General features: G+C 72.3%; 11 protein-coding genes. 6 read left to right on the forward strand and 5 right to left on the reverse strand.

Annotated features, from left to right (window positions below):
* The 3 genes from ACFWZH_RS05635 to ACFWZH_RS05645 form a co-directional block, all read right to left on the reverse strand.
* Complete coding sequence (locus tag ACFWZH_RS05635) at nucleotides 1-1530, reverse strand: sugar ABC transporter ATP-binding protein (protein WP_384425868.1); 1530 nt, start codon at nucleotides 1528-1530, stop codon at nucleotides 1-3.
* 186 nt (nucleotides 1531-1716) lie between these two features.
* On the reverse strand, nucleotides 1717-4575 hold the full coding sequence (locus ACFWZH_RS05640) for a SpoIIE family protein phosphatase (RefSeq protein WP_384425871.1): 2859 nt from the start codon (nucleotides 4573-4575) through the stop codon (nucleotides 1717-1719).
* A 166-nt stretch (nucleotides 4576-4741) separates the two neighbouring features.
* Entirely contained in the window at nucleotides 4742-5710 is a 969-nt protein-coding gene (locus ACFWZH_RS05645; protein WP_384425874.1) for a cyclase family protein, read from the reverse strand.
* A gap of 145 nt (nucleotides 5711-5855) precedes the next feature.
* Between ACFWZH_RS05645 and ACFWZH_RS05650 the strand changes: the two genes are divergently transcribed.
* Nucleotides 5856-6038, forward strand: a complete 183-nt coding sequence (locus ACFWZH_RS05650) for a hypothetical protein (protein WP_384426808.1) — start codon at nucleotides 5856-5858, stop codon at nucleotides 6036-6038.
* A gap of 309 nt (nucleotides 6039-6347) precedes the next feature.
* Nucleotides 6348-7424, forward strand: a complete 1077-nt coding sequence (locus ACFWZH_RS05655) for a mechanosensitive ion channel family protein (protein WP_384425877.1) — start codon at nucleotides 6348-6350, stop codon at nucleotides 7422-7424.
* Nucleotides 7425-7504: 80 nt separating this feature from the next.
* Here ACFWZH_RS05655 and ACFWZH_RS05660 read toward each other — a convergent pair whose 3' ends face one another.
* Nucleotides 7505-8413: an NAD(P)-binding domain-containing protein gene (locus tag ACFWZH_RS05660; RefSeq protein ID WP_384425880.1), complete on the reverse strand. Its 909-nt coding sequence runs from the start codon at nucleotides 8411-8413 to the stop codon at nucleotides 7505-7507.
* 104 nt (nucleotides 8414-8517) lie between these two features.
* Between ACFWZH_RS05660 and ACFWZH_RS05665 the strand changes: the two genes are divergently transcribed.
* Complete coding sequence (locus ACFWZH_RS05665) at nucleotides 8518-8877, forward strand: winged helix-turn-helix transcriptional regulator (RefSeq protein ID WP_384426767.1); 360 nt, start codon at nucleotides 8518-8520, stop codon at nucleotides 8875-8877.
* Nucleotides 8874-10280: a short-chain fatty acyl-CoA regulator family protein gene (locus ACFWZH_RS05670; protein ID WP_384425883.1), complete on the forward strand. Its 1407-nt coding sequence runs from the start codon at nucleotides 8874-8876 to the stop codon at nucleotides 10278-10280. The genes ACFWZH_RS05665 and ACFWZH_RS05670 overlap by 4 nt, the downstream gene beginning before the upstream one ends.
* 9 nt (nucleotides 10281-10289) lie before the next feature.
* Here the strand turns inward: ACFWZH_RS05670 and ACFWZH_RS05675 are convergent, their stop codons facing one another.
* A complete protein-coding gene (locus tag ACFWZH_RS05675) occupies nucleotides 10290-10997 on the reverse strand; it encodes a maleylpyruvate isomerase family mycothiol-dependent enzyme (RefSeq protein WP_384425885.1) in 708 nt (235 codons plus the stop codon).
* A 326-nt stretch (nucleotides 10998-11323) separates the two neighbouring features.
* Between ACFWZH_RS05675 and ACFWZH_RS05680 the strand changes: the two genes are divergently transcribed.
* A complete protein-coding gene (locus ACFWZH_RS05680; protein WP_384425888.1) occupies nucleotides 11324-12469 on the forward strand; it encodes an acyl carrier protein in 1146 nt (381 codons plus the stop codon).
* A 95-nt stretch (nucleotides 12470-12564) separates the two neighbouring features.
* Nucleotides 12565-13767: an acyl-CoA dehydrogenase family protein gene (locus tag ACFWZH_RS05685; RefSeq protein WP_384425891.1), complete on the forward strand. Its 1203-nt coding sequence runs from the start codon at nucleotides 12565-12567 to the stop codon at nucleotides 13765-13767.
* Nucleotides 13768-13835: the final 68 nt, after the last annotated feature.

Consider the following 13835-nt stretch of genomic DNA (forward strand, 5'->3'; position numbering starts at 1 on the left):
TCACGTCGTCCCGGTCAGCGGGGGCATGGCCGAGGAGGCGCGGGCGAGTCCGGTGACCGTGAGGGCGGTGCCGCTCAGCTCCGCCGTCACCGCTCCGCGGACGAATACCAGGGCCCGGTGGCACACGTGGGCGACCTCCTCGAAATCGGTGGAGATGAGCAGGACGGCGAGGCCCTCGGCCAGCGCGTCCTGGAGCAGGCGGTAGATCTCCGCCTTGGCGCCGATGTCCACCCCGGCGGTCGGCTCCTCCAGGATCAGCAGTCTTCGGCTCAGCCTCAGCCACCGGCCGACCATGACCTTCTGCTGATTCCCCCCGGACAGCGTGGAGATCGGTGCCTCGGTGTCCCGGGGGCGTACCGAGAACCGGTCGACCAGGGCGGCGGCCTTGGCCCGCTCGTGCCGGGGGCTGATCCAGCGCAGGGCCGGCAGGCCGTCGGCCCGAGGGTTCGCCAGGAAGTTCTCCCGTACCGTCAGTTCGGCGGCGCAGCCCTCCTCCTGACGGTTGCTGGTGACCAGGCCCACGCCGGAGCCGACCGCGGCCGCCACCGAACGCGGTGCGTAGGGCCGCCCGTCGAGCACGGCCCGCCCGTCGAGGATCGGCCGGGCCCCGGCGAGGGCGCGGCCCAGTTCCATGTGCCCGGCGCCGGTGAGGCCGACCATGCCGAGGATCTCACCGGCGCGCAGTTCCAGGCTGACCGGTGCCGTGTGCGCGGTCCGTACGCGGTCGAGGGCGAGGACGGCCGGGCCCGTGACCGGGGTGATGCGGTAGCCGCCCGGCTCGCTGCCTACGATGTCGCGCACCAGTCGAGCGGGGCGGTGGCCGGCGAGCGGGCCGTGGCTGACGAGGCGGCCGTCGCGGAGCACGGCGAAGGCGTCGGCGACCTTGTACACCTCGTCCAGCCGGTGGGTGACGTAGACGATGGCGTGGCCCTGATCGCGCAGGGTGTGCAGTACGGCGAAGAGCCGGGCGCAGTCCGCCGCCGGGAGGCTGGCGGTCGGCTCGTCGAGCACGATGAGTTCGGCCTGTGTGGCCAGTGCGCGGGCGATGGCCACCAGGGAGCGTTCGGCCCTCGGGAGGCCGGCGACGGGCGCGCGGGGGTCGAGGTGCGCGGCGACGATGCCCAGGGCCTCGGCACATCGTCTGCGGGTCGTCCGCCAGGACAGCAGCCCGGCACGGCGTGGATAGCCGGTGCCCAGGGCGATGTTCTCGGCGACCGTCATCCACTCGACCAGCCCCAGGTCCTGGTGGATGAACGACATGGTGCGCGAGGCCGCTTCGGTGCCCAGCGGGTGCCCGGCGACCGTCACCTCGCCCTCGTCCGCGTGGTGGACGCCCGCGAGCACCTTGATGAGGGTGGACTTTCCCGCGCCGTTGGGACCGAGCAGGGCGAGGACGCTGCCGGAGTACACGTCGAGGTCGACCGCGTCCAGCGCCAGCGTGCCGCCGAACCGCTTGCGCAGGCCGCGTACGCGGACCAGAGGCGCGGCGCCACGACGTGGGGGAGGGGCGCTTGCAAAGGCGGCGGGCACGGACTTCTCCGGGGGTCGGCCTCTGGGTACTTCCCGACGGCGTCGGCGGTGCTGTGGAGCGCTGGGCGGTGGTGACGGCGCCGGGTGCGGTGCTCCCGCGGTGCACTGCCGACAGCGGATACCGGCGGCGGGCGGGTGCATTTCCGCATGCTACGACCCCTTTTGGGTTCTTCGTCGGACAGGCCGTCAGATGGCGGGGATGTCGTCGAAGAAGCTCTCCGCCACGCCGGGCAGCGCGCCGGGCACCTCCAGCGCGAACTCGGCCCAGATGACCTTGCCGTCGGCGGTGTAGCGGGTGCCCCAGGCCTGGGCGAGCTGGGCGACGAGGAACAGGCCGCGGCCGCCCTCGTCGGTGGTGGCGGCGTGGCGCAGATGCGGAGCGGTGCTGCTGGTGTCGGAGACCTCGCAGATCAGCGTGCGGTCGTAGAGCAGCCGCACCTGGATGGGGTCGGTCCCGTAGCGGATGGCGTTGGTGACCAGCTCGCTGAGCAGGAGTTCGGTGGGGAAGGCGACCTCCTCCAGCCCCCATTCGGTCAGTTGCCGGGCGACGGCGGCACGGATGCCGGAGACCAGCGCCGGATCGGACGTCAGGCCCCAGGTGGCGATGCGATGGGGGTCCAGGGCGTGGGTGCGGGCGACGAGCAGCGCCACGTCGTCGGCGGGGTGGTCGGGCATCACGGCCCGCAGAACCGCCTCGCAGGTGTCCTCGGGCGGGCGGTTGGGGTGGGCCAGGGCTCCGCGCAGCTGGTCGAGGACGGTGTCCACGTCGCGCCGGCGGCCGCCGACCAGTCCGTCCGTGTAGAGGACGAGCTGGCTGCCTTCGGGGAGGTGGCACTCGGCGGTTTCGAAGGGCAGGCCGCCCAGGCCCAGCGGGGGGCCGGCGGGCAGGTCGGGGAAGGTGACGGTGCCGTCGGGAGCGACCACTCCGGGTGGCGGGTGGCCGGCGCGGGCCATCACGCACTGCTGCGAGGTGGGGTCGTAGATGGCGTACAGGCAGGTCGCGCCGATCATGCCGCTGCTGTCGGAGGACGCCTCCTCGCTGCTCTCGTCCCGGTCGAGGCGCCCCACGAGGTTGTCGAGGTGGGTGAGGACTTCGTCGGGGGCGAGGTCCAGCTCGGCGAAGTTGCGCGCGGCGGTGCGCAGCCGGCCCATCGTCGCGGCGGCGTGCATCCCGTGGCCGACGACGTCCCCGACGACCAGGGCCACCCGGGTGCTGGACAGGGGTATGACGTCGAACCAGTCCCCGCCGACGCCCGACTCCGCGGGCAGATAGCGGTGGGCGATCTCCACGGCGCTCTGCTCGGGGAAGCTGCGCGGCAGCAGACTGCGCTGCAGGGCCAGGACCATGGTGTGTTCGCGGGTGTACCGGCGGGCGTTGTCGATGCAGATGGCCGCACGGGTGGCGAGTTCCTGGGCCAGCGAACGGTCGTCGTCCCCGAAGGGGGCGGGGTCCCGTGAGCGGTAGAAGCTCGCCACGCCCAGCGCGATGCCGCGGGCGACGAGGGGGACTGCGATGAGGGAGTGGACGTTGTGGTCGAGGAGCCGCTGGGCGTGCCAGGGATCTTGGGCGATCCAGCCCGCGGCGGTCCGCAGGTCGGGTTCGAGGATGGGGTGCCCGCTTGCCATGCAGCGGAGCTGGGGTGTGGTGGTACGGAGGTGGACCTGCCGGCCGGCAGGGTAGAAGGGGCAGTCCTCGCGGTAGCCGTGGACCACCGTGCGGAAGAGCTCGCCGTGCGGGTCGGTGGGCTCCTCGCCGCGCAGTACCGCCTGGGGAACGTCGATGGTGACGAAGTCGGCCAGGCGCGGAACGGCCATCTCGGCGAGCTCCCGGGCGGTGTGGCTGACGTCCAGGGTGGTGCCGATACGGGCGCTGGCCTCGGACAGCAGCTCCAGGCGGCGCCGGGCGGCCACGGCGTACATCCCCACCCCCGGCTCGCCGACCAGCACCAGCCCGCTGGTGGTCCGGCCGGACGTACCGGCGGTGCCGGGTGCGGCGGGCTCGCGGGCCGTGGCCGCCGCGTGGTCGCTCACGGCCGCGGGCACGCGCCCGCGCAGCCGGCCGGAGGGGGCGAGGGCCGGCTGCGCCATCGGGGCAACGGCCTGCGCCGTCGGCGTGGGGGCGACGGCCCCCTCCGCGGGGACGGCGAGGTGCTGCCGGGAGGGGAGGACCGCTTCGATGGCCACGCCCTCCACCCCGGAGGGGCTCGTCATCGGGCGGCTCAGCAAGGTGACCCGCCGGCCGCCGGGCAGGGCCACCTCCACGGCGGCGCGCTGGGCCGAGGCCATCAGATCGGCGGCCTTCTCCTTCAGGATCATCTGATCGCGCCAGTCCAGGCCGCTCTCGGCCAGCTCACCGTCGTCCGTCGCCTCGCGGGCCGGCGAGCGGCGCCTGGCGTCGAGGTACGCCTGCAGCAGGGCGCGCTCCCGCGTCGAACTCTGCTCCAGCAGCCGCCGTTCGATGGCGCCGGCGGCGCTGCGGATCACCGCGTTCAGCGCCACATCGGCGTCGGCCAGCGGAAAGCCGAAGCAGAGGATGCCCTCGATGCGCCCACTGAGCAGATCGCGGACGGGAATCGCCGAACACGCACTGGACTGGGAGCGTTCGGCGAAGTGCTCGGCGCCGTAGACGTTGATCAGCTGCCGCTCCGCGAGCGCCAGACCGATTCCGTTGGTCCCACCGAACTGCTCGGCGAAGACGAAGCCCGGGACGCTCTGGATCGCGGCCAGACGCCTGACCAGAGAGGCCTCGCCGAAACGGCGTTGCAGCACCGCCCCGCGGGCATCGGCCAGGGACACGTTCATGTTCCGGCCCGCGAACCTGGACTCCAGCCGGTCGAGCACCGGCTTCGCGGCGCGGACCAAGCGGTTGTCCAGGTCGAGGTCCTGGAGATAGGGAAGCTCACATCCTTCCGGTGAGAGCCCGAGCGACAGCGAACGCTGCCAGGAACTCAGGATCGCGCCGCGCACGGTCCCCTCGGGCGATCCGCCGCGAAGAAACTGCTCACGCGCGTGGGCGGGGCCGATGCCGTCTCCCATGAGCCCCATCCGGATCACATCCCACATCCGTACGTGCCTTACGACCACCCGTGTGTCGGAGTAACTGTACCGTTTGATCCAATTGTAGAACTTTGCACATATAACGGTACTGATCGTCGGGGGTGGCGAGAAGCCCAGGGCGCGCGGACGGGGGTCCTCGGCCGCCCCGCGGTCCTCACAGCACCGCGACCGGTGTGACGGGCGAGCCCGTGCCCCCGGGGACGTTCAAGGGGGCTACCAGGAGTAGGAACGCGTAACGGCCCGTCCCGGCGCTCGCCGCGGAGAGCGCTTCGAGGTCGAGGTTGTCCAGGAGCGGCACCCCCATCGCGGCGACGGCGAGCGCGTGGACCGGGGAGTGCAGCCCGTCGACCGGCGAGGGCCGTACGTCGCTGTCGCCGTCGCCGCCGAGCAGGGCGATGCCGCGCTCGGCCAGCAGGGGCACGGCGTCCACATGGAAGCCCGCGCTCGCCGCGGAGGGGTCCCAGGCCCCCAGCTCCCGGCGCCGGCGCGGGCTGCCGGACCTGAGCAGCACCGCGTCGCCCTCGCCGATCGTGACATCGAGTGCCCGCTCCGCGGCGACGATGTCCTCGGCGTGCACCGCCCGTCCCGGTTCCAGCCATGGGCTGCCCGAGGCCGCGGGCAGGTCGAGGAGCACGCCTCTGGTCACGAGGGGTCCCAGCGCCGACACGGCACCGAAGCGGGCACCCCCGGCGTCGACGACCTCGCGCGCCACCCGGCCGTCGTAGAGACGCCCGCGGTAGGCGATGTGGGACAGCGCGTCCAGATGGCTCACGGCCTTGCCGTGGTAGTCGATACCGATGAAGTCCTTGTGCGCGGAGGGCTCCGGGGCCTCCACGTCGCCGAGGTCGGACATGTAGTGCAGGGCGGGGAGGGGGTTGTCCGGACCGGGTGCGGTGTTCCACGGGAGCGCCATGGGGACGACCGTTCCGGACCGGACCAGCGCGGTGGCCCGCCGTACGTGCTCGGCGGTCACCCGGTTCCAGGCGCCACGGTCGGCGGGGGTCCAACGGCCCCACGTGCGGACCGAATCGAACAGCGCGTCGAACTCCGCGCGGGAGACGGCGGGCCCGTTGCCGGTGCGGTCCGGCGGGGGTGCCGGTGCGCCGCTGGGATTGCCGGTCATCTGCTCGTCAGCGCTCCCTCGATCCCTTCTGAGAGGAGTGCGTCTCTTCCAGGGCATGCGTTCCGGATACGGCCAGTATTGCCCCGCCGGGCGAGATCCGCCGAAGCGATACACGGGTTTTTGGCGTTACGGTGGTTTTGTATGCATGCGCTCTGATGTTGCGGAGGCAGCCATGGGCCAGAACTACGAGTACACGACTCCGTCGCAGGCCGAGGGTGAGCGGCTGGAAGAGGACATGGACCCGTCCGAGGAGCGGCACCCCGCGACCATGCGCACCCAGCCGTCCCAGGCCGAGGGCGAGCGCCGGGCGGAGGACGACGAGGACTGACGACGAGGACGGACGACGATCGCGGCTGCCCGGGAGGCTGCCGCCGTCCCGTGACCCGGTCGGCGTGCGTACACGTACCCGACCGGGTCACCGTGCGGACAACTGAGCCGCTACGCCGACCGGGTCACCCGCAACCCGCAACCTCGACGATCGCCCCGCCAACCGGTGCGGCAGGATGGCAGATCGTGCCGACGGCGTCCGTCGACGTCCCGGCGCATCCCCAGTCGTAGAGACGAGCAGGTGCAAGGTGACGAGACATTACATCCCGTGCTCAGCGGAGCTGTTCCTCCGGGCGGGGGGAACCGGCCGGTGAACCGCGCGCTCACGCTGCATGACTTGATCGTCGCCGGGGCCGCGCTGGCCGCCGGCGTCGTGGCCGGCCTGCTGTTGCGGGCGGTCCTGCGCTGGCTGGCCAAGCACGCGCGCAGGACGCGGTGGAGCGGGGACGACGTCATGGTGGACGCCTTGCGGTCGGTGGTGCCCTGGGCGGCGATATGCGCCGGTCTGGCGGCGGGCACCGCGGCACTGCCGCTGACGGCGACGGTCGGACGCAATGTCAACCGGGCCCTGACCGTGCTGTTCATCCTGGTCGTCACGCTCACCGCGGCACGGGTGATCACCGGGCTGGTGAAGTCGCTGGCCCAGTCCCGATCCGGAGTGGCGGGATCGGCCACCATATTCGCCAACATCACCCGCATCCTGGTGCTGGCGATGGGCTTCCTCGTCGTGCTGCAGACCCTGGGCATCTCCGTGGCCCCGCTGCTGACCGCGCTGGGTGTGGGCGGACTCGCGGTGGCACTGGCGCTGCAGGACACCCTCGCCAACCTCTTCGCGGGGGTGCACGTCCTCGCCTCCAAGACGGTGCAGCCCGGTGACTACATCCGGCTCAGCAGCGGTGAGGAGGGCTATGTGGTCGACATCAACTGGCGCAACACCGTGGTGCGCCAGCTCTCCAACAACCTGGTGATCATCCCCAACGCCCAGCTGGCCGGCACCAACATGACCAACTTCACCCGCCCGGAACAGCAGTTGTCGATCCTGGTGCAGGTGGGAGTCGGCTACGACAGCGACCTCGAACACGTCGAGCGGGTCACCACCGAGGTCGTCCAGAGCGTGATGACCGACATCACCGGTGCCGTCCCCGACCATGAACCGGCCGTCCGCTTCCACACGTTCGGCGACTCCAGGATCGGCTTCACGGTGATCCTGGGAGTCGGCGAGTTCAGCGACCAGTACCGGATCAAGCACGAGTTCATCAAGCGCCTCCACCAGCGGTACCGGGCCGAGGGCATCAGGATCCCCGCCCCGACCCGGACCGTGGCACTGCAGCAGCCCGAGGGCATCGCGATCCCGCACCAGCGTGAGCAGTCGGACCTGGTGCCGTAGGAGGGGCGCCGGGCCCGCACACGGCGGTGCGGGCCCGGCCACCGCGCGGGCGGGGGAGACGCAGGCGGCGACCCGGGCCGCTACCTCCCCTCGCCCGGCGTCAGCAGATCGACGATGCCCGCGGCGCTCTCGGCCCCCCGCCCGTCGTCGACCAGGCGCTTCATCAGGTCGAAGTACGGTGTCAGCAGTTCGGGGCTGACCCCCTGCTCGTGCGCGGTGCCCACGAAGGTCTTGATCCCGGCGACCTGCATGGCCATGGAGGAGACCACGCCGGAGCCGTAGTCACCGCTGTGGAGGTGCTCCGCGGTCTGCTCGATCGACGTGGCCATCGCCGTCAGCCAGCCCGACAGCAGCGGCGCGAACTCCTTCAGCGGGATCTCCCGCTCCCCGCGCACCAGCGCGAAGGCGTGCGTGACGCCCGCGAACATGCCGTACATCGCGCTGAGCAGCGCCACGTCCTGGAGCGCGGCGTACCCGGCGTCGGTACCGACGAACCGCGCGGCGAACGGGACCGCGAGAGCCGCCCGGTGGGTCTCGAACAGCTCGGCCGAGCCGCTGTAGAGCACATAGCCGCCCGCTTCCGGGATCCCGGCCATGGGCGGTACGGCCATGATCCCGCCGCTCAGGAACCGGGCCCCTCGGGCCGCGGCCCACGCAGCGCGCTCCCGGGCCTCGGCGGGCGTCCCGGTGGTGACGTCCACCAGGTCCTTGCCGGTCAGATCGACGCCCTCCAGCGCCGCACCGACCGAGGCGTCGTCCAGCAGGCAGGTCACGACCAGAGTGTTCGCGGCCACCGCCGCGGCGGCGCTCGCGGCGGGCCTGGCGCCCGCGGCCACCAGAGCCCGGGACCGGCCGGGCGTACGGTTCCAGACGGTCACGGAGTATCCGGCGGCGAGCCAGGCACGGGCCAGGGCCGTACCCATGTCACCGAGGCCGACGAGGGTCAGGGAAGGAGCGTGGGAAACATCGTCAGAGGTGTTGTCAGTCATGGCGATTAGGCTGGTCAACAGCTCGGCGGGTAACAAGTACGCACTTCGGAGTGGGTGCTTCCCCCGAGGTATGTGACCAGGTCGAGGAGGGGTGGCGGTCAGCGATGGCGACGGTGGGCAGGCCGGGCGCGCCCGATGCGTATCACTGCGGGATCGACGCGGCCATGGACGTGATCGGCGGGAAGTGGAAGGTCCTGATCCTGTGGGCGCTCGAAGCGGGTCCCCGCCGCTTCGGTGAGCTGCGCCGGATGCTCCCCGGTGTGACGGAGAAGGTCCTCACCTCCCAGCTGCGCGAGCTCGAGGCGCACGGCATCCTTGCCCGCGAGGTGTACGACGAGGTCCCCCCGCGTGTCGAGTACACGCTGACCGGGCGCGGCGTCGCCCTCGGGACCGCACTGGAGCCCCTCGGCCGATGGGGGCGGGAGCACGTCCTGGGGAAGCAGGACAGCGGGGAGTTCCGGTGAGCAAGATCTATGCGGGGGCGCGGCTGAGGCGGCTGCGTGAGGAGCGCGCACTCAGCCAGGCGGAGCTGGCCCGCCGGCTGGAGATCTCACCCAGCTACCTCAACCAGATGGAGCACGACTCCCGGCCGCTGACCGTCCCGGTGCTGCTGCGGCTGACCGAGGCGTTCGGCCTCGACGCGAGCTTCTTCTCGGCGCGGGACACCAGCCGGCTCGTCGCCGACCTGCGCGAAACCCTCGCGAACGAGGTGGCCGAGGCCCGGGTCTCGGCGTCCGACCTCGCCCAACTGGCCACCCGCATGCCGGCCGTGGCGGGGGTGCTGCTGGAGCTCGGCCGGCGCAACACCGCACTGACCCAGCAGCTGGCCGTGGCAGCCGAAGACCGCGACGGCGCCGAACTGGCCCTGCCGCGCTCGCCGCACGAGGAGATCCGGGAGTTCTTCTACCGGCGGCAGAACTACCTCCACGACGCCGACCTGGCCGCCGAGGGCCTCGCCCGTGACATCGGCATCCGCCCCGGCGAGGTCCTGCGCGCCCTGTCGGCACGGCTCACCGACCGTCACGGGGTGCGCATCACGGCGGACTCCGACCAACTCCACCACTACGACCCCGCCGCCCGGGTGCTGCATCTGTCCAGCCGGCTGCGCCCCGGTCAGCAGGCGTTCCGGATGGCCACCCAGCTCGCCCTGCTCGAATGCGGCGACGAGCTGTCCGCCCTCGCGGCGGAGGACTTCGCGCAGGGATCCGACACCTGGTCGCTCGCCCGGATCGGCGTGGCGAACTACTTCGCCGCCGCGCTGATCCTGCCCTACCCCTCCTTCCACGCCGCCGCGGAGGAGGTCCGCTATGACATCGAGCGCCTCACGGACCTGTTCGGCCTCGGTTACGAGACCGTCTGCCACCGCCTCAGCACGCTCCAGCGCCCCCGGCTGCGCGGTGTGCCGTTCTCCTTCGTACGCGTCGACCGCGCCGGCAACATGTCCAAGCGCCAGTCCGCCACCGGCTTCCACTTCTCGCGCGCCGGCGGCACCTGCCCGCTGTGGAACGTCTACGAGGCGTTCGCCGCGCCCGGCCGCATCCACGTCCAGATCGCGGCCATGCCGGACGGGCAGCGCTATCTGTGGACCGCCCGCGCCGTCACCCGCCACCGCGGCGGCTGGGGCGAGCCCGGCAAGACCTTCGCCATCGGCCTCGGCTGCGAGATCCGGCACGCCTCCCGGCTCGTGTACTCCGACGGCCTCGACCTCGACAACACGGCCGCCGCCACCCCCATCGGCATGGGCTGCCGCATCTGCGAGCGCCTCGACTGCCCCCAGCGCGCCGTACCTCCCCTGGGGCAGCCGCTGGCCATCAACGAGAACAGCAGCACCTTCGTGCCGTATCCCGTGGCGGACACCTCGTCCTGACCCGCCCGGTCAGATCCAGTACGGCGCGCGGGGGACCGGACCCGGACCGGAGGTCGACAGGCGGCTTCCGTCGGTGCGTCCGGTGAGCCAGCCGAGGAGGTCGGCCTGGGCGCCCCGGACGGTCGGTCCGCCGGTGCCCAGTTCGTGGGTCAGGCCGGTGTCCGTCGCCTCGATGCGCAGCGGTGGGACGCCCTGGCGCCTGCGCTGCGCCGCGAGGAGGTCGTCGATGATCCAGCGGGCGGCCTGCGGCGGCACCTCGGCGAAGGTGTATCCGGTCGCCAAGTCGACGTGGTGCACCTCCAGTTCGCGCAGTCGGGTGGGCACCAAGGCGCCCGGTGTGCGCAGTTCACCGGTGCGCATGCGCACCTCGTAGGCCCATGCCGCCTCCGGCAGGGTGCGTACGGCGTCGGCGAAGCGCTCGGCGCTCGCCAGGACATCGGCCACCAGCTCGTCGACCGGGCGCCGCGCTCCGGCCTCGATCTCGGCGGCCCGGGCGTCCATGTCGGTGTACTGCGGGGTCTCCACGCCGGTACGGGCCCAGGTGAGCAGTCGACACAGGCTGTCGGCGGCGCGTGCCACATGGGTGACGACATGGCCGCGGGTCCATGGCGGCACCAGTGTCCCGGCACCGACCTCCGCGTTGCTGAGCCCCTTGACGCTCTGTACGAACCGGTCCGTGGACGCGGCGATCGGGCCCAAGGCCTCGGTCTTCTGCATCTTCAGCCCTCGTGTACCCGTCGGATGCGTGTCCCGCCTCGGAGGTGCCCGCAGTGGAATGCGAAATCCGCATAGCGGCAATGCCGGGGACTCTAGGGCGCTCCCTTTCGGGGCGTCAACCGGCCTTCGGGGAGCGTCGATCCCCCAATGCGGCGCCTTCGCCCACGCGTTGGCGGGTGTAGTGATCTAGGTCACTGGGCGTTGCTGAAGCCGACCGGTCGGGCTAGCTTAATCCCGCAAAGCGGATGTGATATTTCGCATCGTGGAATTTATAGGGGTGGCTGGCGCGCTGGCGGGCGCCGCCGCGGCTCGACAACGGGGGATGTGTGCAGGACGCGACAGAGCACCCGATTCCGGCCCTGGCCGGCGTACGGGCCGAAGTCCTGGACTGCGTGCAGTCCAACCTGGCCGTGCTCGCCGATCACTTCCACGGCGCGGGCACGCATCTGCGGCTCGGCTCGAAGCTGAGCTCCCGGTGGTGGCCCGGCGCGGACGGGCTGCCCACCGTCGACCCGCCGGTCGAGGAGCAACTCGCCGAGGCGAAGCGGTCGTTGGGCCTGACCGTCGGCGCACCGACCACCGTCACCGGCGCCCGACTCGACCGGCTGGCCCTCGCCCCGGGAGAGCTGCGCTACGCCCTCGCCGACGCCCACGCGATGCCCTGGCTGCCGTACTTCGGGCAGCAGCACATGGAGCACAGCTTCCTGCTGCTCGCGCCCGCCGACGCCGACGGCCCCTGGACGGTCGTCGACGCCTATGACAACGACACCCAGTGGGGAGCCGCCAAGCCCGGCACCTGGACCGTGACCCGGGCCGAGCTGGCCGCGCTGGGGCGGATCGACCTCCACGACGTCACCGCCGAGCCCGACCCGCCGGCCCACCCCGAACCGCGCATCGACCACGCCCCCATGGCCGACTACCTCGCCGCGCTCGACCAGGCCGCGGACCGCGAGCGGGCCTGCCACCGGCTGACCGGGGACACCTGGCTGCTGGCCCGGTCGCGACGGCTGCACGCCCTGTTCGCCGCCGCCGGCCGCCCCCTCGACGAGGCGACGGCACAGCACCTGGCGGACTGGGACAAGCTGGTCACCCAGGCGTACATGACCTACCGCCGCGTCGTCCGCGGCCGCCCCGAACCCGCCGGCACCGTCACCCGCCTCGCCGAACTCCTCGAAGCCGACCGGCGGATCTTCCCCACCCCGGCCGCCACGACCCCGGAGGCGGGCGGCCTGCGTGACCGCGTCGCCCTCGTCGTCGGCGCGGTCCTCGACGCCGACCAGACCCTGCTGCGTACCGGTGACGTCGACCTGGCCGCGCTGCCCGGCTTCACCTCGTTCCGGATGGTCGAGATCATCGACCGCCTCGAAGCGCAGCTCGACATCGAACTCGACGCCGACGACCTCGTTCCGGAGAACCTGCGGAGCATGGACGGGCTGTGCCGCATCGTCCGCGGTGCCACCGGCGCCCGCTGAACCCCGAGAGAGGACACCGCCGTGGAGAGCGGATGCATCGACCTTCTGTACCAGCGGCCCGACGTCGACCGGGCGACCGGCGGGCGGGTGGCGCCGTGAGCGCGGCCGACGGCCCCGCCGCCCCCTACGGCGGCCCCACCGGCGACCGGCCGGAGCTGAGCGCACGGATCGCCCGGGTGACCGCCGTCGCCGAGCGGCATCTCGCCGCCGCCGACCGGGAAGCCGCCTTCCCCGTCCAGGCGCTGGACGCACTGCGCGACACCGGACTGCTCGGCCTGGTCGTCCCCACGCGCTACGGCGGCCTCGGCGGCACCCTGCGCGACGTCGTCGACGCCGGAGTGGCCCTGGGCCGCTGCGATATGTCGGTGGCCTTGATCTTCACCATGCACTGCCAGCAGGTGGCCGCGGCCGTCGAGTTCGCCGGACCGCCGCTGCGCGAGAAGCTGCTGGCGACGCTCGGCGCCGGGCGCAGCTATCTGGCGTCCGTCAGCACCGAGAGCGGTAAGGGCGGCCATCTCTACAGCGCACACTCCGCCCTGCACGAGAGCGGCGGCGAGCTGCTGATCGACCGCTTCGCGCCCGTGGTGACCGGTGGTGCCCACGCCGACGGCTTCCTGATCACGATGAAGAACGCCGACGCCACCGCCCAGAACGACGTCGCCCTGGTGTACGCGGCCCGCGACCAGCTCGTCGTGGAACCGGCCGGCGACTGGCAGCCGATGGGCATGCGCGCCACCCACAGCCCGCCGCTGAAGCTGACCGGCACCGTACCCGGCCACCACGTCATCGGCGCCGGCGTCCCCTTCCGCGACATCGCCAACCACATCCTGGGGCCCTACGCCCACCTCGGCTGGTCGGCCGCGTGGCTGGGCACCGCGGCGGGAGCGCTCTCCCGGGTCCTGGGCCTGATCCGCAGCCCGGAGGGCCGCAAACGCTTCGACGTCGGCTCCGAGCTGCTGCTCACCCGGCTGTCCACCGCGCGCCAGCGCCTCGACGCCGTCCACGCCCAGCTGCGGCACACGCTGGCGATGGTGGAGACCACCGCGGACATCACCGCGCCCGCCTGCCAGTTGCTGCTCAACGGCCTGAAGATCTCCGCCTCGGAGCAGTGCCTGGCCGCCGTCGACGACCTGATCGACGCGGTGGGCCTGCAGCACGGCTACCTCAAGGACTCCCCGACACGGCTGGAGCAGAACCTGCGCGATCTGCGCTCGGCCGCCCTCAACTACAAGAACGACCGGCTGCACCTGGCCGACGGGCGGCTGGCGCTGCTGGACCGCGAAGTGTCCTTCACCTGACCGGCGTCCGACGCACTCCGGCGCCGCCGCACTCGACGAGCCCGCCCCGCCCCTGCCCCATCCCCACG

This window comes from Streptomyces sp. NPDC059008, assembly GCF_042749045.1.
Taxonomy (GTDB): Bacteria; Actinomycetota; Actinomycetes; order Streptomycetales; family Streptomycetaceae; genus Streptomyces.